This window comes from Tannerella forsythia, from assembly GCF_003860135.1.
Taxonomy (GTDB): domain Bacteria; phylum Bacteroidota; class Bacteroidia; order Bacteroidales; family Tannerellaceae; genus Tannerella; species Tannerella forsythia_A.
Genome location: NZ_RQYN01000057.1, coordinates 1 through 23626, shown reverse-complemented (window position 1 = coordinate 23626; position 23626 = coordinate 1). Strand labels below are relative to the sequence as shown.

The 23626-nt window shown below is 50.0% G+C and carries 24 protein-coding genes; 7 read left to right on the top strand and 17 right to left on the bottom strand.

What is annotated here, in order from left to right; all coding sequences use genetic code 11:
• Positions 1-48 precede the first annotated feature (48 nt).
• The 4 genes from EII41_RS11790 to EII41_RS11775 form a co-directional block, all read right to left on the bottom strand.
• Positions 49-642, bottom strand: a complete 594-nt coding sequence (locus EII41_RS11790; RefSeq protein WP_124790750.1) for a hypothetical protein — start codon at positions 640-642, stop codon at positions 49-51.
• 1 nt (position 643) lies between these two features.
• Complete coding sequence (locus EII41_RS11785) at positions 644-1237, bottom strand: hypothetical protein (protein ID WP_124790749.1); 594 nt, start codon at positions 1235-1237, stop codon at positions 644-646.
• Between the two features lie 53 nt (positions 1238-1290).
• Positions 1291-1479: a hypothetical protein gene (locus EII41_RS11780; protein ID WP_124790748.1), complete on the bottom strand. Its 189-nt coding sequence runs from the start codon at positions 1477-1479 to the stop codon at positions 1291-1293.
• 538 nt (positions 1480-2017) lie between these two features.
• Positions 2018-2863 (bottom strand): S1 RNA-binding domain-containing protein, encoded by an 846-nt coding sequence (locus tag EII41_RS11775; RefSeq protein ID WP_124790747.1) that lies wholly within the window; start codon positions 2861-2863, stop codon positions 2018-2020.
• A 167-nt stretch (positions 2864-3030) separates the two neighbouring features.
• Between EII41_RS11775 and EII41_RS11770 the strand changes: the two genes are divergently transcribed.
• From EII41_RS11770 to EII41_RS11750, 5 genes are read left to right on the top strand one after another with little or no spacing between them, the layout of a single operon-like run.
• The gene (locus EII41_RS11770) at positions 3031-3405 is read left to right on the top strand and encodes a hypothetical protein (protein ID WP_124790746.1); all 375 of its coding nucleotides are present in this window, start codon (positions 3031-3033) and stop codon (positions 3403-3405) included.
• A 25-nt stretch (positions 3406-3430) separates the two neighbouring features.
• Positions 3431-5788: a TonB-dependent receptor gene (locus tag EII41_RS11765; RefSeq protein WP_124790745.1), complete on the top strand. Its 2358-nt coding sequence runs from the start codon at positions 3431-3433 to the stop codon at positions 5786-5788.
• A gap of 30 nt (positions 5789-5818) precedes the next feature.
• Positions 5819-6856 (top strand): histidine kinase, encoded by a 1038-nt coding sequence (locus EII41_RS11760; RefSeq protein ID WP_124790744.1) that lies wholly within the window; start codon positions 5819-5821, stop codon positions 6854-6856.
• On the top strand, positions 6853-7917 hold the full coding sequence (locus tag EII41_RS11755) for a sensor histidine kinase (RefSeq protein WP_124790743.1): 1065 nt from the start codon (positions 6853-6855) through the stop codon (positions 7915-7917). Before EII41_RS11760 ends, EII41_RS11755 begins: the two co-directional genes overlap by 4 nt.
• The gene (locus tag EII41_RS11750) at positions 7914-8627 is read left to right on the top strand and encodes a LytR/AlgR family response regulator transcription factor (protein ID WP_124790742.1); all 714 of its coding nucleotides are present in this window, start codon (positions 7914-7916) and stop codon (positions 8625-8627) included. The genes EII41_RS11755 and EII41_RS11750 overlap by 4 nt, the downstream gene beginning before the upstream one ends.
• Positions 8628-8908: 281 nt before the next feature.
• Here the strand turns inward: EII41_RS11750 and EII41_RS11745 are convergent, their stop codons facing one another.
• From EII41_RS11745 to EII41_RS11685, 13 genes are all read right to left on the bottom strand, one after another.
• Entirely contained in the window at positions 8909-9316 is a 408-nt protein-coding gene (locus EII41_RS11745) for an HU family DNA-binding protein (RefSeq protein ID WP_124790741.1), read from the bottom strand.
• Between the two features lie 297 nt (positions 9317-9613).
• Positions 9614-11113: a histidine ammonia-lyase gene (gene hutH / locus EII41_RS11740; protein WP_124790740.1), complete on the bottom strand. Its 1500-nt coding sequence runs from the start codon at positions 11111-11113 to the stop codon at positions 9614-9616.
• A 14-nt stretch (positions 11114-11127) separates the two neighbouring features.
• Positions 11128-11757 carry a cyclodeaminase/cyclohydrolase family protein gene (locus EII41_RS11735; protein WP_014224208.1) on the bottom strand — a complete coding sequence of 210 codons (630 nt, stop codon included), beginning with the start codon at positions 11755-11757 and terminating at the stop codon, positions 11128-11130.
• Positions 11758-11846: 89 nt separating this feature from the next.
• The gene (locus EII41_RS11730; RefSeq protein WP_124790739.1) at positions 11847-12227 is read right to left on the bottom strand and encodes a four helix bundle protein; all 381 of its coding nucleotides are present in this window, start codon (positions 12225-12227) and stop codon (positions 11847-11849) included.
• Between the two features lie 78 nt (positions 12228-12305).
• On the bottom strand, positions 12306-13544 hold the full coding sequence (hutI, locus tag EII41_RS11725; protein ID WP_124790738.1) for an imidazolonepropionase: 1239 nt from the start codon (positions 13542-13544) through the stop codon (positions 12306-12308).
• A gap of 58 nt (positions 13545-13602) precedes the next feature.
• Entirely contained in the window at positions 13603-14499 is an 897-nt protein-coding gene (gene ftcD / locus EII41_RS11720) for a glutamate formimidoyltransferase (protein WP_074451523.1), read from the bottom strand.
• 112 nt (positions 14500-14611) lie between these two features.
• A complete protein-coding gene (locus EII41_RS11715) occupies positions 14612-15097 on the bottom strand; it encodes a hypothetical protein (protein WP_124790737.1) in 486 nt (161 codons plus the stop codon).
• 117 nt (positions 15098-15214) lie between these two features.
• Positions 15215-16225 carry a DUF6624 domain-containing protein gene (locus EII41_RS11710; protein WP_124790736.1) on the bottom strand — a complete coding sequence of 337 codons (1011 nt, stop codon included), beginning with the start codon at positions 16223-16225 and terminating at the stop codon, positions 15215-15217.
• 7 nt (positions 16226-16232) lie between these two features.
• Complete coding sequence (locus tag EII41_RS11705; RefSeq protein WP_124790735.1) at positions 16233-18215, bottom strand: urocanate hydratase; 1983 nt, start codon at positions 18213-18215, stop codon at positions 16233-16235.
• A 355-nt stretch (positions 18216-18570) separates the two neighbouring features.
• Positions 18571-19098, bottom strand: a complete 528-nt coding sequence (cobC, locus tag EII41_RS11700; RefSeq protein ID WP_124790734.1) for an alpha-ribazole phosphatase — start codon at positions 19096-19098, stop codon at positions 18571-18573.
• A complete protein-coding gene (cobS, locus tag EII41_RS11695) occupies positions 19083-19874 on the bottom strand; it encodes an adenosylcobinamide-GDP ribazoletransferase (RefSeq protein ID WP_124790733.1) in 792 nt (263 codons plus the stop codon). Before cobS ends, cobC begins: the two co-directional genes overlap by 16 nt.
• 2 nt (positions 19875-19876) lie before the next feature.
• Entirely contained in the window at positions 19877-20917 is a 1041-nt protein-coding gene (gene cobT / locus EII41_RS11690) for a nicotinate-nucleotide--dimethylbenzimidazole phosphoribosyltransferase (RefSeq protein ID WP_124790732.1), read from the bottom strand.
• A gap of 98 nt (positions 20918-21015) precedes the next feature.
• The gene (locus tag EII41_RS11685) at positions 21016-21699 is read right to left on the bottom strand and encodes a hypothetical protein (RefSeq protein ID WP_124790731.1); all 684 of its coding nucleotides are present in this window, start codon (positions 21697-21699) and stop codon (positions 21016-21018) included.
• Positions 21700-21847: 148 nt separating this feature from the next.
• Here EII41_RS11685 and EII41_RS11680 point away from each other — a divergent pair, with 148 nt between their 5' ends.
• Both EII41_RS11680 and EII41_RS11675 read left to right on the top strand, forming a co-directional pair.
• Positions 21848-22441 (top strand): TetR/AcrR family transcriptional regulator, encoded by a 594-nt coding sequence (locus EII41_RS11680; RefSeq protein ID WP_124790730.1) that lies wholly within the window; start codon positions 21848-21850, stop codon positions 22439-22441.
• A 35-nt stretch (positions 22442-22476) separates the two neighbouring features.
• On the top strand, positions 22477-23457 hold the full coding sequence (locus EII41_RS11675) for an Acg family FMN-binding oxidoreductase (RefSeq protein ID WP_124790751.1): 981 nt from the start codon (positions 22477-22479) through the stop codon (positions 23455-23457).
• Positions 23458-23626 lie beyond the last annotated feature (169 nt).

Below are 23626 nucleotides of genomic sequence, written 5' to 3'. Positions count from 1 at the left end.
TAACTTTATGGATATGGTATACTACATAAACGGAGGAAGGAATTTCCATTACCCACTCAAATCAACATAGAGCCACATATTTTCGTATGCATGTACAACTCGTTTTATAGTCAGTTGAGATTCGTTTCTTTTGTTCGAAGGTTCGAACAAATAGATGCTTACTTTATCCCCTTTTATCAGGTCAGTCAGAAAATGGCCGTTCTCTGTATTTGCTTTCGAGGTAACCGGGCCATAAAGCATATCTCCTTCTTCGTTGGATATGTATAGCTCAGCACCTTCGGGCAGGTAGAAGTCGTTGAATACAAAATTAATGGAGTAGGCCCCTTTCGATTCAATCGCCATTGTCCAGAGTCTTCCGTTTTCCGTATCGGTCCATTCTCCGTCCGCTAAAGTGATACGGGTGTCGAATCCTTCTCCAAAACGGAACGGCACATTATCGTCTCTTTCCTGTTGTCTTGCGGATGCTATTTTTTGTATATCGAGAGGAGGCATTGCTTTTATTTTCGCTACCCTCCGGTGTTCTTTCAGCAGGCGGTTTTGTTGCAAAGCATCTCTGTTCGGAAAGAACCTTGTCTCTACTTGTCCGTATATTCCTAAAATAGATATGGAAAGGAATATGGCTGTAAATAATGTCTTTTTCATCTTATTGGATTTTAAAATTAATTTTGAAATGAATGTTTTCGGTGAATTGTTCTTTATGAGTTGCATACTTAAACTGTGTATGAATTGTCGTATAATAATCACCTTTAGGTAATGTTTCTTTACTCTCACTCATACAAAAAGGATAGTCGGGTCGAGTATCATTTGTCAATTTCCAAGGGCAGTTTAATTTTCTGGTTGTTAAAGGATCAATATTCATTTCTGTTGGTTTTCTGCTAAACTCACACCATATACCAGTCCATGGCGTACCTCTATCGGTGTTGTTACTTTGATATACCCGATAAAAATCATTGTTTATAAAATCGGCTGAAACAGAAATATCATCTTGTGTGATATTGTTCAACAAAAAAGAAAAGGTGAAATTTTCTCCTTCTTTAAAGACGGTAGCCGGTTTCCCCTGTTCATTAAGCAGACAAAACTTAAAAACAATACCGTTTATCTTCTGCTCTATAACGGTTTGCTTCCCATCGGGCGATATTTCCCATAGCTGATCATCGTCCTTATTGCAACCTGTTATTCCCGCGGTTATCCATAGAAATAACAAGCTTAGAAATAATGTTTTTTTCTTTGTTTTCATGTTCTTTCTATTTTTAAAAATTTATACTTGTTTCCGCGTTCCGGATATTTCTTTTACGCTGCGCCTCCGGTGCGGTTTATGAGGCGCATCGGCTTGTCGGGTGGAATATCGGTTGTTTTTTCCATAGCGTTATCGTTTTCTTTATGATGCACCAAAGATACAAACAGTTTTTGAAAATACGCAAGTATTTTACTTGTTTTTTTTGATATTTTTTTGGTGCCCGGAAAATAACCGTTAACCATATTCCAACCAAGGGCTGAAAGCCCGTTTTATTTCAGCCCCATTCCGCAAGGGTGGGGTATCGATTCCCCTGTTTTGTTTTTTGAGGGCTGTAAGCCTGAATTAATGTCAGCATTCAGCCAACAGTCAAAACAACTCAACAACTCAACAATCAAACAATTCAACGCCCGAAAGGCATCACTTTTCACTACTACTTTGACTACTCTGACTACTTTGCTCCATTTTTCACTTTTCGTTTTTCACTTATCTGCATTCTTTGCGTTCGGATATTCTGATTTCGACATTTTATATCAGGCTTACAGCCCTCCGCAGGAGTGGGTATTCTTTTTCCCCAACGCTTCGCTACGCTACACATGGGGCTGAATTAACTCACCCCTGCGGGGCTGTTACAGAGGTCTGCTATCAGTTTTCGAGCAGTCAGCTATCAGCCAAAACAACTCAACAACTCAACCTCTCAACGCCCGCAGGGCATCACTCTTCACTACTACTTTAACTACCCTGACTACTTTGCTACATTTTTCACTTTTCACTTTTCACTTTTCACTCTTCACTCTTCGTTCTTCGTTGTGTGATTCCGTTTTCGTCGAGGGTGATGAGCTGTTGCTTGTAGAGGGAACCGATGGCTTTTTTGAAGCTCTTTTTACTGCATCCCAAGAGGGCGTAGATTTCGTCGGCATCGCTTTTATCATGCAGCGGCAAAGTACCCTTGTTTTGCTCCAATGCCTGAAGAATCTGTTGGGCGATACCTTCTACCTTATCGTAGCCGAGGGGCTGAAGACTCACGTCGATCTTTTCATCTTCACGCACTTCCTTGATGTATCCTTTCGTTTTCTCGCCCTTACGGAGGGTACGGAAGACCTCGTTGCGGTAGAGCAAGCCCCAATGCAGATGGTTGATGATGACCTTATAGCCAAGCTCGGTCTCGTCGGCCACGATGAGGTCGACCTCCTGATTGTATTCGTAGTGTGGCGGTAGATTATCGAGAAACTTGTCGATACGTGCCGAGGCCACTACGCGTTGGGTAATGAAATCGAGGTAGACATAGACCAGATACCATCGCCCGGCGATCATCTCTGCTTTCTGCTCCCGATAGGGCACGAGGAGTTCTTTCATCAACCCCCATTCGAGGAAAGCACCGGCGCTTGTCACCTGATTCACCTTCATCCACTGAAACTCGCCGACGGTGGCCAGCGGACGCTGGGTAGTGGCAATCAGGCGCCCTTCGTTATCGTGGTAAATGAATACTTCGACCTCGTCGTCGACGTCCAACCCTTCGGGCACAAAACGCTTCGGCAGGAGGATTTCCTGTTGCTCGCCTCCGTCCAGATATACGCCGAACGCTACTTTCTTTACCACACGTAACGTGTTATATTTTCCTATTTTCACGCTTATTCCCTGTTTTTGTCCGACAAAGTTAGAGATTAAATTTGGTATACGAAAGAGCCTTATCCGTCGCAGCGGGGAGGGTGTTTGTCTCTTAAAATCAAACGGCCTTGCCGGACAGACTATCTTTGTGATCGTAAATAAGAAGAATGAACCTAAAGAAGGAAGCAATGAACAAAAGAGAAACCGTACAAGCCGTTTCGAACGGCACCGGGATAGCAACCGGAACATGCGTCCGTATTCTGGACTCTTTGGAAGTGGTGTCGATGCACGAGATGGAAAGCGCCGGCGGAATAACCCTGTTTTTCGATCACATCTACCGGTTGGCTGATCGGCTGAAAAGAATACGGGAGAAGCAGGTCGAAGAAGAAACGTCCGCTTTGGTCCGGAAGGTCGCCTGTTTGTCCGAAACAGGTATAGAAGAGACGCAACGCGTATTGAAGGCGTTGTCCGATCTGCTGAATCATCGGTTGGAGACCTCGAGAAGCGCGAGGTTCCAATACCGCATCTTCGTCCGGCTGGTCGATTTCTTCAGACATACATAATCGTAACATATAAAACCTTAGAAAGATGAGACATTTGAATGTATTCCTATTCGTAATTTGGGGTATCGTATGCTCCGCAAAGATGTATGCACAGGAAGATAAACCCGTACAAACGATCCGTGGCGTTGTCGTCGATTACGCTTCGGGAGCACCCATCGCCTACGCTACCGTGGGCTTGTTGAATATGCCTCACATGGGAGCGGCCACCGATAACGAAGGCCGGTTCGAAATAAAGCATATCCCGGTGGGTCGTCATGATTTGCAGGCAAGTTTCTTAGGATACGAGCCGGCTGTTTTTCGGGAAATCCTGTTGACATCGGCTAAAGAGGTGTATTTGGAGATTCAACTGCGCGAAAGCGTCTTGCAACTGGACGAAGTGGTCATCCGGCCCCGCATTCATAAAGAAGTGCCGTTGAATAAGATGGCCTTGTCGGGGGCGCGTATGCTGAGCGTGGAGGAGGCCGGCCGTTTTGCGGGCGGCATGGACGATCCCGCGCGTTTGGTCAGTTCTTATGCCGGAATATCGTCCGCGGTAAGCAGCAACGGTATCTCCGTGCACGGCAATGCGCCGAGCCTGCTTCAATGGCGGTTGGAAGAGGTGGAGATTCCGAATCCCAACCACTTTGCCGATGTGGCTTCGTTGGGCGGTGGGGTCTTGTCGTCGTTAAGCAAGAACGTATTGGGAAATTCCGACTTTTATACGGGCGCTTTTCCTGCCGAATACAACAACGCGGTTTCAGGCATTTTCGATATGAAACTGAGGAACGGAAACAGCCAAAAGTTCCAACATACCCTGCAAGCGGGCATATTGGGACTCGATGTGGCTTCGGAAGGGCCGTTGAGCAAAAAGCGGGAGGCTTCGTACCTGTTTAACTACCGCTACTCGACGACCGGATTGATGAACAAGGTAAATCCTGCCGGCGAGCAGGAGCAGGTGCTGGATTATCAGGATTTGAATTTCAAGTTCAACCTTCCGACCGGAAAAGCCGGCACGTTCTCGCTCTGGGGTACGGCATTGGTCGACAAAGTCAAACCCAAGATCAACACCCCCGACAAATGGGATTACGCGGACGATGCGAAAGATTCGAGGATGAAGCAGACGTCGGCCGCCGTGGGGCTGACCCATCGTTATGCTTTCAAAAACGGGGGCGTATGGAAAACGACCTTGGCCGCTACCTATGCCAAAACAAACGCATGGGAAAGCATCTACGATTCGCAGATGAAGTCTTCGCCGCGCCTCGATTTCAGAAGTCAATATACGCACCTTGTCCTCACCTCTTCGTTCAATAAGAAATACAGTCCCAGGCACACGAATAAAACAGGCTTTACGGTAACGCACATGATGTATGATATGGATTTCGACTTGTCGCCTTTCTACGCCCAACCCCTGCGCCGCATATCGGAGGGCAAAGGAAATACCAACCTGATAGCGGCTTATACCAGCTCTCTGTTCCGCGTCAACGACCGGTTATCCGCCACTTTAGGAGTGAACGGGCAGCTCTTTACGCTGAATCATACGTGGACGATCGAACCGCGTACCGCCATCAAATGGCAGGCTTCGTCCCGAAGCTCGTTCGGACTGGCTTACGGATTGCATAGCCGCATGGAGAAGTTGGACGTCTATTTTGTGAAGACAAAGGAAGCGGGCGGCCAACTCGTAAATAAAGCATTGGACTTTACGAAAACGCATCATCTGGCCTTGTCGTACAGCCACAAGCTGTCGGACGATATGAATCTGAAAATCGAGCCTTACTTCCAGTACCTGTACGACGTGCCGGTTATTGCCGACAGCTCCTATTCCGTGCTCAACCGCAGCACCTTCTATGTGGAAGATGCCCTCGTGAATACCGGGAAAGGACGGAACTACGGGGTCGATCTGACGTTCGAAAAGTATATGACCCGGGGACTCTATTACATGGTAACGGCCTCCCTCTTCCGTTCGGAATACGCCGGCGGCGACGGGATATGGCACCATACGAAGTTCAACCGCAACTATATCGTCAACGGGTTGATCGGTAAGGAGTGGATGACAGGACGCCATAAGCAGGACGTGCTCAGCGTGAACCTGCGGTTGACCTTGCAGGGAGGCGAACGGCATTCGCCCGTAAACGAGCAGGCGACCTTGCGCCATCCCGATAAAGCAACGCAATACGACGAGACGAAAGCCTACTCGCGGCAGCTGTCGCCCATGTTCCTCGCCAACTACACGGTCAGCTACCGGATGAACCGCAGGAAGGTGTCTCACGAATTTGCCGTAAAGGGGATGAACGCGACCGGATACAAAGAATATTTCGGGCATGAATACAACCTGAAGACGGGAGCGATAGAGCCCAGACGATTGAAAAATTCCATCTTCAACATTACGTACAGACTTGAATTTTAACGTATCTTTGTCCATACGATATTTGTACGAATGACACGGATGAGAGAACATCATTTCATGCTCCGGTTTCTGTTTGCCCCGAACTACCGGATCGGGAGGCATGTGATTTTTATCATGCTCTGGGCGGTTATTACGTTTAATCAGGTGTTTATCGCGTATCGGGACAGTCAGTCCGTTTTAGGCAATCGCATCTATCCGGTTTGTCTGATCTCGTGCATGACCTACCTGATGGCGATGTATTTCAATTACTTCTATCTGGCGCCCAAATTCCTGTTGAAGGGAAAACATACGGCTTATGCCGTCGCCCTGTGCGTCATCGTGCTTGTATTGCCCACTCTCTCTGTCTGGAGCGAATACGGGGTGCGCAATATGTTGAATCTGCCGCATCGGATCACGTCCTATACCCATCCGCTGATTGTGGTCGACAACCTGTCGACGTCGGTGGTTACAGCCATCTGTTTTTGCGGGATCTCCGTGGTGCTGTTTTTCGGAAAATGGATCAAAGGCAACGAAGAAGTCAGCCGGATGGAACGGGAGCATGTACGGTCGGAACTGAATAAGTTGAAAGGCCAGATCGCTCCCGCCTTTCTATCGCAGACGCTCCGGAATGCTTCTTCATTGGCCGCATCGCAGCCGCAAGACACATCGAAGATGTTGATGCAACTGGGACAATTGTTAAGGTACCAGCTCTACGACTGCCATCGGGACAGGATATTGCTGAAATCGGAAATACGGGCGCTGACTGTGATGTTTGAATTGGAGCAGTCGAACCGTCCCGCGTTTGAATACCGCATCCGGACGGACGGAGAGGTGAATAACACGTTTGTTTCGCCCATGCTCTTTCTGTCGCTCGTTCAATGTGCCGTTACCGGCAGCCGTTCGGTGGAGCTGCTTTTCAGACTGCGGGATGAGACGCTGCTTTTTACGTGCCGGACTGATCATAAGGAGATATGCGATGGCGATACCTTTTCGTCGATCAGACAACGGCTGGAGTGGCAGTATCCCGATAGACATACCTTGCAATTGAGCGAGGGAACGATAACCCTTACCATCGATTTATCGCTATGAAACCAAGCAAAGAAAAAAACGGCAACGGTCTGTCTTCGTTCGTGATGGATGACCGATATGCGATCCACCGGCATCTTGTCTTGCAAGGCGTTATTCTGGCCATATCCGTCGGCATCTTTTTCGATGCCCCGGACAAGCTGAACCTTTCCCTGAACCGCTTCTACGGCTGGATCAGTTATTACCTGTTCCTCAATATGCTGGTATATGTCAATGTGTATGTGCTGTTTCCGCGGTATCTGGCAAAAAACAAAGTGTTCGCTTATGTGGTGTCGGTCTTTCTGTTTACTGTTTTCTCCATCGTGATCATGGTCATCTTGCAGGATTTGTTTTACGACATAACGGTTATGCGTCAAACGCCCTCTGCCGTCGCCGTTTTTCTGAGTATAGCCTCTTCCATGTGTACGATCTTTCTTTTTCTGGGAGGGATATCGATGTTTATGCTGTTTCGGCAATGGGCCATCGGCAACCGGAAGATCAACAGTTTGCAAGTCGCTACTTTCCGCTCGGAACTGAATTTTCTTAAAAGCCAGATCAATCCGCATTTCCTCTTCAATATGATCAACAATGCGAATATCATGGTGGACGAAGAGCCGGAAATCACGTCCCATATTTTAGACAAACTCGACCGGATGTTGCAGTATCAATTCAACGACAGCACACAAGACCGAGTACTTCTGTCGGCCGACATCGCTTTTCTGACCGACTTTCTGGCGTTGGAAAAAGTGCGTCGCGACGATTTTGAGTATACGGTTGCGATAGAGGGCGATATGGCAGAGACGGAAGTGCCGCCTTTGCTCTTTATTCCGTTCGTGGAGAATGCCGTTAAGCATAATCAGGATGTGAATCGCTCGTATGTGCACCTCAAATTCCGGAAGGAGGAGCACCGGCTGTTTTTCGAATGCGAGAACTCCAAACCCTTCAAACCTGCGAAACGCGACGTGGGCGGATTGGGCTTGGCGAATATCCGGCGCCGCCTCGATTTGTTGTTCGAAAACAGCCATCTGCTCGAGATCGTAGAAACAGAGACAACGTATACCGTAAAGTTACAATTAAACAGATGAAATGTATTATCGTAGATGACGAGCCGATCGCTCGCAAGGGAATAAAAAAACTGGTCGATCAGATTCCGCAACTGGAGCTGCTGGAGTGCTTCAACTGTGCAGAAACGGCCTCGGCGTATCTGCAAACAACGGAGGTCGATCTGATCTTTCTGGATATTCAGATGCCGGGCATCAACGGAATCGAATTCGCCCGGAACATCCCCAGACATACGCTTGTTATTTTCACCACCGCCTACCTGGAATATGCGCTCGACAGCTATGAGGTGGACGCCGTTGATTACCTCGTGAAACCGATCGATGCCTCCAAGTTCAGAAAAGCGGTGGATAAGGCCATTACGTATCACTCCTTACTCCTCGACGAAGAAAAAAAGAGCGTGGAGAACGTGGAAGACGAATGCATCTTCGTGAAATCCGACAGGCGGTATTTCAAAGTCAACCTGAAAGAGATTCTTTTTATCGAAGGCCTGAAAGATTATGTCATCATCCAGATGGAGGGGCAGCGCATCATCACCCGGATGAATGTGAAGACAATACACGATTTGTTGCCTAAGAACGTCTTCCTGCGAATCAACCGTTCGTATATCGTGAACCGGAATCGTATCGATTCGTTCGACAACAACGATGTGTTTATAAAGAAATATGAGATAGCCATTGGCAATTTCTACCGGGATGCCTTCTTTGAAGAGCTTATGAAAAACCGAACGTGGTAAAGCATCGGAACAGTTTTTTGGGGAGGATGTCCGGTGGTGCGCCTATTCTTACTTGCTTCCCGTCCAAATTGTCTTATAGGACTTTTCAAATTGTCTTATAGGACAATTTAAATTCTCTTATAAGACAATTTTTACGCTCTTATGGGTGTTGATTTTCAGTGTGTTACAAAGAGGCTTTTTTACCTCTTGAAACGACCGTTCCGGCATGCGGGAAAAGGTCGTTTTCCGCATACCGGAACAAGTCGGTCTGTTGCGGGCGGGGCGTTGCCTCCGCCGGCGTTTTACTTAGCGTTGCTGATGTCGTCCTGTGCGGCAAAATCGAGACGTTGCACCTCGAAGGCGTCGCGCATGGCCGTACTCTTCGTAAACTGCACGTTCACCTGCTTGATGAGCTTGGCCCCCTGCTTTTTGGCTTCGGCCGCCGTAGCCATACCATCGGCCTTGATGGTAAGGCGGAACGAGCCGAGATCGCCCAAACGAACGCTGTTGCCGCTTTCCAGCGCATCGATCACCTCATACTGCAAGGCATCCAATACGGCTTTTACATCGGCACTCGACACGGTGGAGCGTTTCTCTACGCGTTTAATGATCTGATCAACCGTCATCGGAGTAGCCGGAGCTATCTGCGGATAGTACTTCACCTCGCCGTTGAGCGGGTTCTTCTTTTCCTGAATCACGTATTTAATCATATCTTTTACGTTTTTGAGGGTTAAACAACATCACAAAGTTATACTTTTTCTTTATAAGAAAACTATTCCGTGCGTTTTTTTTCAAAAATATTCCCCAAAAAGGCTTCGGGAAGTCCCGAAGTTTCTTTTCGGTCTGTGGGTGAAGATCTTGTTTTTATTGCCGTCCGGTAAAAGAGACCCTTTTTGTTTCGAGAATAACTTTTATCGGACGACAGCAATAATAAAAAAAAGAGGCTGTCTTTACTTTTCAGGCAGCCTCCTTTTTTGATACTGCACCTCTCCCCTTCCGGTCGGTGATTACAGATGGTCTACCTGCGTTCTTTTCAGGAAGGCGACCGTTTTGTGTATTTCTTTATACATCACGATGTCGTCCTTGACGAACGGCACCTCCTTGCGGTAGGCGTGCATGAACCGTTCCAGAATGGGAGAGCTTTTCAGCGGCCGGCGGAACTCCATGCCTTGCGCCGCATTCATCAGCTCGATGGCCAGAATCAGTTCCAGGTTGTTCATCACCCGGTAGAGCTTCGTGGCGGCGTTCGCGCCCATGCTCACGTGGTCTTCCTGTCCGTTGGAGGAGACGATCGAGTCGCTCGAAGCAGCGTGGCAGTACATCTTGTTCTGGTTCACCATTGCGGCCGCGGCGTATTGCGGAATCATAAAGCCGGAATTGAGTCCCGGATTGGCGACGAGGAATTCGGGCAGTCCGCGGAAGCCCATGATCAGCTGCGCCACGCGCCGCTCGGAGATGTTGCCCAGCTCGGCCAGCGCGATGGCCAGAAAATCGAACGAGATAGCCAGCGGCTGACCGTGGAAGTTTCCGCCCGAAATAATCAGGTCTTCGTCGGGGAAGATGGTCGGGTTGTCCGTTACGGAGTTGATCTCGGTCAGCAATACGGAGGCCACGTAACGAATGGCGTCTTTCGTCGCTCCGTGCACCTGCGGGATGCAGCGGAACGAGTAGGGATCCTGCACGTGCGCTTTGGGCTGAGCGATGATTTCGCTGCCTTCGAGGAAATGGCGGAAGGCTTCGCCGGTTTCGATCTGTCCATTGTGCGGACGAATCTGATGGAGGCAATCCATGAACGGCTCGATGCGTCCGTCGAAGGCTTCGAGCGAGAGGGAAGCGATCAGGTCGGCCATTTTCGAGAGACGGCGCGCTTTCAGAATCGCGAATACGCCGTTGGCGCTCATGAATTGGGTACCGTTGAGCAACGCCAGTCCTTCCTTGCTCATCAGCCGTACAGGCTCCCAGCCGAACTCGTCGAGCACGCTGATGGCCTCGCACTTTTTCCCTTTGTAATAGACGTCGCCCACGCCGATAAGCGGCAGGAAGAGGTTGGCCAACGGCGCGAGGTCGCCCGATGCACCCAGCGAGCCGCGGTCGTACACGATCGGCATCACGTCGTTGTTGAAGAAGTCGAGGATGCGCTGCACGGTGATTACCTGCACGCCGCTGTGCCCCAACGAGAGGGCGTAGGCCTTGAGCAGCATCATCAGCTTGATTACGACAGGCGGTATCTCTTCGCCCACGCTGCACGCATGGCTCTTGATGAGATTCTCCTGAAGCGTTCCCAGTTCGTCCATCGAGATGTTTTTGTTACACAGCGACCCGAATCCGGTGGTGATGCCGTATAACGGTTCGGACGAAGCCGCTATTTTGGCATCAAGATAGTCGCGGCACGTCTGGATGCGCCGACGGGCTTCGGGCGCCAATTCGAGTTTCAGGTTCTCGCTGATGATCTGTTCGATAATGTCGAAGGTCAGTTCGCCGGAACCGATTTGATATACGTTCTTCATAGTGTAGTCTGTATTTATTGGAAAACCGTTTTAACGTATTCGAGCACCTGCTGTTCGGCGGCGAGCGTCTCCCGCTCGAGCCGTTCGGCCTCGGCACTCATCTCTTTCACAAACGCCTCGTCGGTAATCGACGTCAGGTTGATGCGCACGTTCAGCAGCGCTCCCAGCACGGCCGTGCGGGCGCACATCATGGCTACGCAGGCATCCGTTACCGCGTTGCTGTTGCCTTTGCGCGCGACCGTATCGATAAGTGGCAACATGGCGTGAGCCGTACGGGCTACTTCCATCGGTACCTGTGCCGCGTACTTCGTCTCACGCTGGATGGCTTCCGTGCGAACGGCCTTCTCTTCGTCCGTCTCTTTAGGCAACTTGAAGGCTGCGAAGACGCGGTCGTATGCCTCGGCGTCGCGGTCTACATCGTTTAATAATTGAGCGGATAAGCCCGTCAGACGTGCCGACAGCTCCTCCATCTCGTCGTTGACCTCGGCGTACTTCTTACGCCCCACGGTCAGATTGGCCACCATGGCCGCTAACGAAGCCGCCAGCGAACCATTCAGGGCCGACACGCTTCCTCCACCCGGCACAGGATCGTTGCCGGTTACTTTGTCGATAAATTCTTTGACTGTTAAATCTTGTAAGTTCATATTCTTATAAATTATTTAGTGAAAAGTGAAAAACGAATAACTAAAAGTGAAAAGTGAAAAACTAAAAGTGAAAAGTGAAAAACGAATAACTAAAAGTTGGGGGATCGTTCTTTTTCTTTCAGGCTTTTTCTGGATGTCTTTACGGTCGATACGAGCAATGAAATGATTTCTTCGCAATCCTTTTTTAAGGAAACGGAAAGACTCTCTTCCATATAGCCGGTATCAAAAATCAAAGACAACCAGTAATGCGTTTCGTTAGCTTCTTTTAGCGCAATACTCATTTTATGAACGAAATCGGCTTTACTCTGACCGAACTCCGCTTCTCGAACCAAGGCACCTATGGATGTTCCGCTTCTCAAAATCTGACGGCTTAAGACAAACTCCACCCTGTCGCTCTGAAGCATTTGAGCAAGTCGCACGATCCTTATCGCAAAATGATAACTCTTCGTTTTCAAAATAGATTCAGCCATACTTTTCGTTTTTCACTTTTCACTTTTCACTCTTCACTTTTCATTCTTCACTTTTCACTCTTCACTTTTCACTCTTCGTTACTCAATCACTTTTCCTCCCTTAATTACTTTTTCCACGATATTCATCCCTACATGGTAGGGCAGGAACTTGTACGACGGGAATTGCAGCAGCACCAGATCGCCCTGCTTGCCCACATCGATGCTGCCGATCTTGTCGGCACGACGGAGGGCTGCCGCACTGTTGATCGTCAAGGCCGTTACAGCCTCTTCGGGCGAGAGCTTCATATAAATACAGGCGATGGCGAACAGCAACGGTACGGAAGCGCTGAACGAACTGCCGGGGTTCAGATCGGTCGCCAGCGCTACGACACATCCGGCATCGATCATCTCACGTCCTCGCGCATATTCTTCGCGCAGCGAGAAGGCGGTGAGCGGCAGTAGAGTAGCTACCACACCCGCTTCGGCCATGGCACGGATGCCCTCGTCGGAGGCTTGCAGCAGGTGATCGGCCGAAGTACATTTCAATTCGGCGGCCAGCTCGGCCCCTCCGAACCGGACAATCTCGTCGGCATGAATCTTCAATTCGAAACCGTGCTCGCGGGCCGCTTGCAGGTAGCGGCGTGACTGCTCAATCGTAAAGACGTTCTTCTCGCAGAAGATATCGGCGAACTCGGCCAGTTGCTCCTGCGCCACAAGGGGAAGCATCTCACGGATGTTGAAGTCGATAAACTCGTCTTCGCGTCCTTTCCACTCGGCCGGCGTCGCATGAGGCCCCATAAACGTGGGAACGACGTCCATCGGATGTTCGCTGTTGAGGCGACGCATCACGCGGAGCTGCTTCAATTCGGTCTCCCTGTCGAGCCCGTAGCCGCTCTTTCCTTCGACGGTCGTGATGCCGAGGCGCATCATCGCGTCGAGCCGTTGGCAGCCTGCTTCGAACAGCTCCTCCTCCGACGCTTCGCGCGTAGCCCGTGTGGTGTTGACGATGCCTCCTCCGCGATTCATGATGTCCATGTAGCTGTCGCCCCGCATGCGCCACGAGAATTCCTCCTCGCGATAGCCGCCGAACACAACATGCGTGTGCGGATCGACAAAACCGGGCAACAGGGCTTTGCCGGTAGCGTCGAGGATTTCATACTCCGCCTCGTTCACGGGAACCGGTTCGCCCGGTCTCAGTACGTGCGAAATGATCCCGTCCGTTACAACGACCGTCCCATGTTCGATAACATGCAGTTCCGACATCTCTTTTCCGCGTTTCGGGGCAAAGCCGCTGCATGTAACGACTTGCGACGCGTTCTTTACAATCAGGTTGTTCATTGGATCCGTTTAAAATATGTTTACCATCAATCTAAACAAGCACCATCGCTCGAAGCGTTTACTCCATGATGCGCGATTCGAGCACCTGATCCATCGAGAATTTTTCGATTCCCAGATAATATTCGGCACAGTCGATCAGCGCCTGCATCGGAACGAGTCCGATTACTTCGGCGCCCACGACGCTCACGCCGTAACGTTGCGCTTCCATACGCACCATTTCGTGTGCGCGGTAGATCGCCGTCTTCGTGAAGTCGGTCAGGTTCATTGACACCTGCACGATGCCGCGGTCGGTCAGTTCCACGCCCATGGCCTTGCAGAAGCGGAGGCCGCCGCCGAGGAAACGCACTTTCTTGGCGATGGCATCGGCAATGGAAAGATCACCGGTATTGAGGTTCACGTTGTAAGCTACGAGCGGCATCCGTGCTCCGATGGCTACTGTTCCCGCCGTGGCATGACGCTCGGCCGGACCGAAATCGGGACGCCATTCGGGTTGTTTGATCTTCTCGGCCATCCCTTCGAACTCGCCTTTGCGTACGGCGGCCAGATTCTCGCGGTGAGGCGCCGAAGCCGATTTCTCATAGAGGAATACGGGCAGGGCATACCGTTGAGCCACCTGCTCGGCCACCTCTTTCGAGAGGGCAATCGCTTCGTCCATCGTCGTGTTTTTGATCGGGATAAACGGCACCACATCTACCGCTCCCATGCGGGGATGTTGGCCGCTGTGCTTGTTCAGGTCGATCAGTTTCACGGCTACGCCGATCGCCTCGATCACGGCATCCCGTAACGGAGCAGGCTCGCCCACCACAGTAACGACTAAGCGGTTATGATCTTCGTCGTTGCTGTAATCCAACAGTTTTACATTGTCTTTTCCGCGGAAACACTCCACGATTTTCTCGATTTTTTCTTTGTCGCGCCCTTCGCTGAAGTTGGGGACACATTCAATAATTTTGTTCATAAATGACAGTTATTTTGAGTATCTATGTATAATTATTCTTTTTTAGAGAGGTTTAAGTACACTTTTATACGGTTTTATCGAGGGAACTTCACCGTCTTTTCCTGTCTCAACTCTATCTTAATCGTTCTATTTTCTCGTTTACTTCATCTATAAATACATGGTACTTATTGGGAACTCTCATTTTCATCTTATCTAAAATCCAAAATTTTCGGATTCCTCCGCTATAATATTCAATGTAAAGTCCTCCCCCGTCTGAAGCGTCCGGTTCTCCTATTCTTCTCTTTTTTTCTTTGAGCAAGTCTTTCGGGAAATAATCAACCAAATCTTTTGCTACCTCGAATTTCTCTTGTGATAGTTCCACATATTCCCCGACATAAAAATCTTGCGATGAAGGATACTTCTTTCGGAGATCTTTAAACAACTTCGCTTTCTCTAATTTAAAAATCTCAATGCATCTTTCTCCTTGACACATTCCATAAAAATGTCCAAAAATAAGATAATCACTATCAGACAACTCTATGTCTTTTTCTTTTTCACAAGCGAACGATAGTGCCATAAAAGACAGAATCGTAATAATTAAATAGTATGTACGTTTCATAAGTATTGAATATAAGTGAATGAATTGACTGTTTGCGTACCGTATGGTTTGATAGAGTTCATCATGCGTTCTATTTATTTATTCTTATCATGTTTGTACATTCATTTTACCAACCATTTATTTCATCTTCGATCGTCGGTAATACGTCCAAATTTTGGGCAGATCTTTTTGATATTGCACCAAGTCCCATTTCTGTCCCATCGCTTCGAGATATTCGGCGAGCGGCTCCATGCCCATCGCGGCACGTCGTTCGTCTACATGTTCGACGTTTTCGATGGGAACGACGAAAAAGAACGAACGTCCATCCTCCTCTTTTATTTTATAAGTCTGCGTTCCATAGACTTGCTCACGGCCTTCGTGCATACGGATGCGGTCTACCAGATAAGCATAGTGCATCGGGTCTGTTCGTTTTTCATCGACAGCCGCTTTCAGCATCGGCAAGTAGCGGACGGCTATTTCCGGCCGCTGGTCAGCATGTTGGATGCATAGCCAAAGCGTCTGATCGGCCGATGCTCCTAACACATCCGCTCCCGGCCATTTGCCGAAAGCATCGAGAATCTGCGCTGCACGTCGGGTATTTCGCTCGTCTACACGCCGCATCTCATTCCGAACTTGTGCCTTAATGGTGTCAGCTGTTTCTTTCGGTAGACTGATCCACAACACCCTGATTCCTTGATCTTCGCGTTGGATACGCCATATCTCGTCGCGGATATCGGCATAAGGAACGGACTTTACCGAGTCGAGCCATCTTTCATATTTTCCCCATCCCGACAGGGACCGGAAGAAGGGATGGTATTCCGCATTCGAAAGAAAATAATACGCTAAAGCATCCGATTCGGGATCGGTTGTCAAGCTATCCAAATAGGCTTCAACGGTCTGCCGATCGCCTCGATGAATCGCACTATCCATATACATTTCCGAAGCCTCGGCGACATATCGCATAAAAATATCCGGATACGTCTTCCTGAAAGCGATACTGTCGTTTGCTTTCAGGAAGGTTATGCACCGATCGATTAATTCTTCGGATGATTGGGCTTTACCCTCTCCCCAAAAGAAGAGGCAAACGAACAATATCGTCAAACGGTTACAAATCAAGGAAACGATTCGCTTGTTGCGTAGTCTTGACATTCCACTCCTATTTGAGAACGCTCTTAATCAACTCCTCATTCACCAGATACGGTTCCGTGATATGATATCCGTCGGCATGCGACCGGTTAAATTCGGCGACGGTGCTCATGGCGTTCGCGTTACGTGCCCACGAGCGGCGGGCTACGCCTCCCATCACGTCCCAGAGCATGGACGAACGCAGAATCTGGTCGACGCGTTCGCTGCCGTCGCACACCATGCCGAAGCCTCCGTTGATCGCTTTGCCGATGCCCACACCGCCGCCGTTATGCAACGCTACGAGGCTCATTCCGCGGGCGCAGTTGCCGGCGAAGCACTGTACGGCCATGTCGGCCATCACATTACTGCCGTCCTTGATGTTCGAGGTCTCGCGGAAGGGGGAGTCGGTGCCACTCACGTCGTGATGGTCACGGCCAAGCATGACGGGGCCGATCTCGCCGTTGCGAACCATCTCGTTAAATTTCAGGGCGATGTTCATCCGTCCTACGGCATCCTGATAAAGGATGCGCGCTTGTGTGCCTACCACTAACCGATTCTTCTCGGCGTCGCGAATCCAAATCCAGTTGTCCATATCCTGTCCGCGGCGGTGAGGGTCGATGCACTCCATGGCGGCACGGTCGGTCTTGATCAGGTCTTCGTGTTTGCCGCTGAGGCAGACCCAGCGGAAGGGACCGTAGCCGTAGTCGAACAGTTCGGGCCCCATGATGTCTTCGACGTACGAAGGCCAGATGAATCCGTCTTTGTCGTCGATGCCGTTTTTCGATATCTCTTTCACGCCGCTGTCGTAGATGGCTTTCATAAACGAGTTGCCATAGTCGAAGAAGTAGGTGCCGCGGGCGACAAGCTCTTTCACGACGTTGAAATGGCGTCGGAGCGAGGCGTCGACGAGTGTATGGAATTGCTCGCGGTCTTCTTTGAGCAACCGTGTGCGTTCTTCGAACGAGATGCCGGCCGGACAATATCCTCCGGTGTAAGGTTCGTGGCAGGACGTCTGGTCGCTCAGCAGTTCGATGTGGATGTTCTTCTCCACCGCGTATTCGAGCAGATCGACCACGTTGCCGTGATAAGCGATGGAGAGCGGTTCGCGGCGTTTCATGGCATCGTGCGCCCATTCGAACGCTTCGCCGGCATGGGATGTGATGCGTTGCACCCATCCTTGCGAGTGGCGCGTTTCGATACGCGAATAATCGACTTCGGCCACGATCGATGCGGCACCGGCAATGTCGGCAGCTTTCGGCTGTGCACCGCTCATGCCGCCCAATCCGGACGAGACGAAGAGATGTCCGCGCAGGTCACCGTCCTGCGGTACGTCCAGTTTCATGCGTCCGGCGTTAAGCAGGGTGTTGAACGTGCCGTGCACAATCCCTTGCGGACCGATGTACATCCATCCGCCGGCGGTCATCTGACCGTAGTTTGCGACACCCATCTGTGCGGCGATCTCCCAGTCGGCAAGGTTATCGAACTGTCCGATCATCATCGAGTTGGTGATGATCACGCGCGGCGCGTCGGGCTTGGAGCGGAACAGGCCGAGCGGATGTCCGCTCTCGATCACGAGCGTCTGGTCTTGCGTAAGCTCTTCCAGATACTTCATGATCAGACGGTACTGCATCCAGTTTTGGCATACCTGTCCCGTTTCGCCGTATGTAACCAGTTCGTAGGGGTAGAGGGCGATATCGAAACAGAGGTTGTTATTGATCATCACCTGAAAGGCTTTGCCTTCGATGCACTTTCCGCGGTATGCGTCGATGGGTTTGGCTTTCAGGTCGCCTTCGGGGCGATAGCGGTAACCGTAGATTTTTCCGCGCGTTTTCAACTCGTCTAAAAATTCGGGAGCAAGTGTCTCGTGCAGTTCGCACGGAATATAGCGCAGGGCATTTTTTAACGCGGTTTCGGTTTGTGCCGGAGAGAGGCGGAAACCGCGATCGGGTGCGCGGCGTATGCCTTCCTGAAACTTCGGATACGAAGGCAACGTGCTTTCAAGGAATATCTTCATATTCTATATTGTATTGTTTAACATTCTCTATATTGCGGGCGCAAGTTAGAAAGAAAAAAGGAGAAACAAAAACAAGTTTATGAAAAGCGAAGAGCAAAAAGTCTTTCGAAAATTGAATTGTTGTTCAGCATCAAGTCATGTCGTTCAGCTATTGGCATTGAGACGTCAGTGTTAAATTCTTCAAATGCTTGGTTGTTTCGATGTTCTTTCTTTAGCGGATGGTTATCAGTAATAAGCGGTCAGCATTCGCTCGGCCATTTAACAATCGAATAACCAAACGCGAAAAGGACTTTCACGATTCACTTTTCGTTTCGCGTTCGAACGTCATAGTTCTTATTGATTGCTCGTAGAGGCTTCATACATTGATTCGCACGATTCCGCCATAGGGAGTCAGGTTGCGGAGGGCTTCTTCGGAGAGGATGGATCCTGCGTAAATCTGAGCGGACATCAATACGCCGCCATGCGCGAAAATGGCAATCCGTTCGAAAGGTAAACGGCGCACCTCGTCGAGAAACGACGCGACACGGCCGAAAAGGTCTTGATACGACTCGCCGTTCGTCGTAGGGACATGAAGGTAGTCGTCGTACCATTCTTGTATACGCGGGTCGGTAATCGCATCGAAACGCTGCATCTCCCAGTCGCCCATGTACATCTCTTTGAGGCGGTCGTCACGGAGTGCCTCCGGATAGCCGCAGTAGGCGGCCAGCCTCGTACAACGGCTTAGCGGACTGGTGTAGACGGCGTCAAACGCATAGCGGTCAAGTTTTTTTTTGACCATCGCGGCTTCGGCCTCGAACGAAGGTTTTAGCGGGACATCGGTTTGTCCGTAGCACGTGCCGGCGGGCACATCGACTGACGTGTGCCGTATTAGAAAAATATCCATATACAGTTTAAAGCGATGAAGTAAGATAATTCGCACAGGAGGAAGGTCGCGCCGCAACAGTCGCCCGTATACCCGCCGAGGCGGCGTCTCATGTATTGCACGAGCCACACCATGACGGCGTTCGGGATGGAAGCGGTCATGCATATCCATAGAGCCATGTAAGGCGTTTCTTTCAGAAAAAGGATGCATCCGAGCATCGGTACGAGAGCGAACAACAGTCCCATGGTAAAAGCTCGGGGCGACATCCGGTCGTATACCTTTTTAATTTTGCAATCTTCTTCCTTGCGGGCATACGGGAGTAGATTCACGATTTGTGAAGCACACCACTTCGACCATGTATCCCCGAAAATAAGTAGGAAGATCAGTATATCGTCCGATTTTTGCGCGAGGGAAACCGTCGAGGTAATCCACAGAGCGACATAGACGACGAGTGCCAGCACACCATACGTTCCGATATGCGAATCTTTCATGATGGTAAGCACCTGCTCCCGCGACCGTCCTCCGCCGAATCCGTCGAAAAAATCCGCCAGCCCGTCTTCATGCAAGGCACCCGTCAGCAATAACCGTCCGGTAAAAGCCAGCAGGAGGGATAAAGCCACAGGCAAATGAAAGAACAAGGCTATCCCGTAGATAGCTGCCATCAGGCCGCCCGTCACCCAGCCGGCGAGCGGCCAGTAGCCGACGATGCGTTTGAAACTGTCTGCCGGCACACGCCGGAGCTTCCACCACGGCAACCGGGTGAAAAACATCAGCGCGGCAAAGATATCGTCGATCATCTTCAGAAGTATTTTGTGATCTTTCCTTTCCCGAACGAATCCATCTCGTTGATCATCCGTACGGCCGACTCAACGAGCGGATAAGCGCAAATAGCGCCCGTACCTTCGCCCAGACGCATCCCGAGATCGAGTAGGGGACGCGCGCCCAATGCCTCCAGCACGAGACGATGCCCCGCTTCGTCTCCACAGTGCCCGAAGACAGCATACGACAGGACATCGGGATACAGACGCGCCGCGGCCAGCATGCAGTTCGTCATGATGAAGCCGTCTACGAGAATCAGCATCTTCGCCTCCGCCGCCTGCAACATTCCGCCCACGGCCATCACCATCTCATACCCTCCGAACCGGCTCATCACCTCTTCGGTCGAATGTTCGCCGGGAGCCTGCTCCAACGCGCGGCGGAGCACGTCGTATTTGTGCCGGATGCCGGCACTGTCCAGCCCTGAACCGGCGCCGACGCATTGCTGTAGGGGAATATCTGTCAGGCAAGTCATCCATAGCGATGACGATGAGGTATTGCCGATACCCATCTCTCCGAAGCTGATAACATTACATCCTGCTGCATGCACGTCGCGCACAACGGCGGCTCCACGCTCCACGCACAGTTCCATCTCTTCACGCGTCATCGCCGCTTCATGCAGATAGTTACGTGTGCCTTTGCGCACTTTCTGATCGATGATACCCAGTTCGGGCGGAAAATCGTAATCTACTCCCGCGTCGATTACTCTCAGCGTAAAACCGTGTTGACGACAGAGGAAATTGACGCCTCCGCCGTTACTTTTTATGAAATGAATGCATTGCTGCCATGTTACCTCTTTAGGCGATACGCTGACGCCCTCTTCCGTGATGCCGTGATCGGCGGCAAAAATAAGGTTAAAAGGTTGTCGCAAAGAGGGGCTCAGCGTCTGCTGAATCAGTCCTACTTGTAACGCCAAGTCTTCGAGACGCCCGAGCGATCCTTTCGGCTTCGTCAGGTCGTCGATTTTTTCCTGTAATGCTTCGCGGATATGCTCGTCAGGCTTTTGGATATGGAATTGCTTCATGATGGAAATACTTTACCGCGACAAATTTACGCAAACCAAAAAGAAATATCGTTATAAAAAGATTGAGTGTCACTGACGATATGCCGTATTTTGCTCGCTTACAGAATTCGCCCCGTCAGACGAAACGAAAGAACCGGGTAAACGACCCATTTCTGTAAGGTGTGCGAAAGCTCAGCTCCGTTGACGTTCGCCTTGCCCAGATTCGTCCCGTGTTTGTCATAAATATCGGGTTTGCCTTGTACCATGGCTCCCAACTCCATCCGGAAGCCGACTCTTCGCACGGGAATAGCACGTCCGTACCCGATAGCCGCGTATGGTTTAAAAACGCTCGTACGTATTTCGGCCTCGATCCGTCCATGCTCCGCCGGAATGACGTAGCCGTCCCATTTCAGGTCGCGATCCGACCGTCCGTTCAGCTTCGCAATCGCCCTGTTCCCAAGATAGAAACCTCCCGATACGAAAAAGGCCGAACGGGTCGGATAGAAATCGAGCAATACTTTGCTGTTGACCATCCGGAACTTGCCGTTTATGTCGGTTCCGTTGGCGAACTCTTTTCCATCATGATAGAGATTCATATTCGCGGTAAAATCTAACGCGAGAGCAGATACCCCACCCCGCAGCATCCATTTCGGATGTAACGAAGTGACCAACTCCGCGTCTATCCCCGTCGTACCCATCGAGAGTCCTGCGCCCAGCGATGAGAAAGTCCTTCCGCCCTGCGCTGCCGTATGCATGGACACCATCCATCCGCATACCATGAATAATACCGTAATCTTTTTCATTTCTTTTTCAAACTTGCAGCAAAAATACAACAGGTTACGATGATTTCGAAAAAAAACGTTCATTTTTTTCTCGTTTCTCTTGCGTGTTACCGGAGGGTAACGTAGTTTTGCGGTTACTTATCGGTAACATTACAATTGAGGAGGAGACATGAAAGATAGAGAACGTACGGAGAAAAAGATTCTCGACGCAGTCGGAAGCATTATCGCGAGCGAGGGTTTTGAGGGGATAGGGATAAATGCCGTAGCCCAAAAAGCGGAAGTGTCGAAGATGCTTATATACAGGTATTTTGGAGGGTTGGATAAGTTGATTTCCAGTTATCTTCTCCAAAAGGACTACTGGGTGAATACGAACATCGATTTCCGCGAATCGTCCGACATCGGCAAAAGTCTGAAACGATTGTTCCGTGAACAGATCCGGCAGATGCGCGGCGATATTACACTGAGACGATTGCATCGGTGGGAATTGTCCACGGCGGATCAGACGGTCCGTCTTTTGAGGGAAAGAAGGGAACGGAACGGCTGTGAGCTGGTGAAAGCGGTCGGCGAGCTGACCCGTTCGCCCCACGCGGAGGTTGCCTCTTTGGCAAGCATCCTTTCGGCATCCATCAGCTATCTGGTCTTGATGGAAGAACAGACGGCCGTGTATAACGGCATCGATTTGCAGAGCGACACGGGATGGGAGCAAGTCGCGCAAGGAATCGACCTGATGATTGATTTATGGATGAAACATGTACGACAATGAGAAAGATCATATTCATCGTTTTATTTTTAGGAATAATGAACCGTATATTCGCACAAAACACAGATTTTCTGTTCATGATTGAGCAGGCAGTGAAAGCTCCTTCGGGACACAACACGCAGCCGTGGCTGTTTAAGACAGGAGAAACAGAGATCGAGATTCGTCCCGATTTTACGAAATCGTTGCCGGTCGTCGATCCCGACAATCGGGAGCTGTTCGTCAGTCTCGGATGCGCCGTGGAGAACCTTTGCATCGCCGCGTCGCACAAAGGATATCGAACGAAGGTTGCTATAGAGGAAGATGGAATCATTCGCATCTCTCTTGCCAAGGAAGAGGGGGCTATTCCTTCTCCGTTGTTCTCTCAACTGTCCGTCAGACAAACGAACAGACGCGTTTATAACGGGAAGATCATCCCCGAAGACAGCATCCGACGCCTCAAATCCATCGCGCCGGAGCCTTGTGTCGGCATTCATTTCTTCCCAAACGGCACCTCGGAGTTTGAAGCTATTTCGGAATTGATTTATGAGGGGAACAGTCGGCAGATGCGGGACCAGGACTTTCTGACCGAATTGCGGCAATGGATGCGCTACAACAAGAAGCATCAGGACGCGACAAGAGATGGGCTGAGTTATGCCGTATTCGGTGCGCCCAATCTGCCGCGTTTCATCTCGGAGCCAATTATCTCCAAGGTGATCAATGAAAAATCTCAAAACAAAAACGACCGGAAGAAGATCGTCTCCTCGTCTCATTTTGTCCTGTTTACCACCCGAGACAATACGACTGAACAGTGGGTAAACGCAGGCAGGACTTTGGAGCGCATTCTTCTGACGACTACAGCTATGGGGATAGTTCATGCGTATATGAACCAACCCAATGAGATTCCGGAGCTTTCACGAAAGATGGCCGAAATACTGGGTATGACCGATGAATACCCTACCGTCCTGATACGCGTAGGGTACGGAGAAAAGATGCCTTATTCCTCAAGGAAAAGCATAGAGGAGCGGATGGTTAAGGAATAGTTGCCATACAGCGTGTTTTTCAATGAAATTGTCGTTTTAAGAGGTGAAAAAAACGTTTTTATAATATATTGAAAATCAGATATTATAAGAGCGCAAAAATTGTCTTATAAGAGAATTTAAATTGTCCTATAAGACAATTTGAAAAGTCCTATAAGACAATTTGGACGAG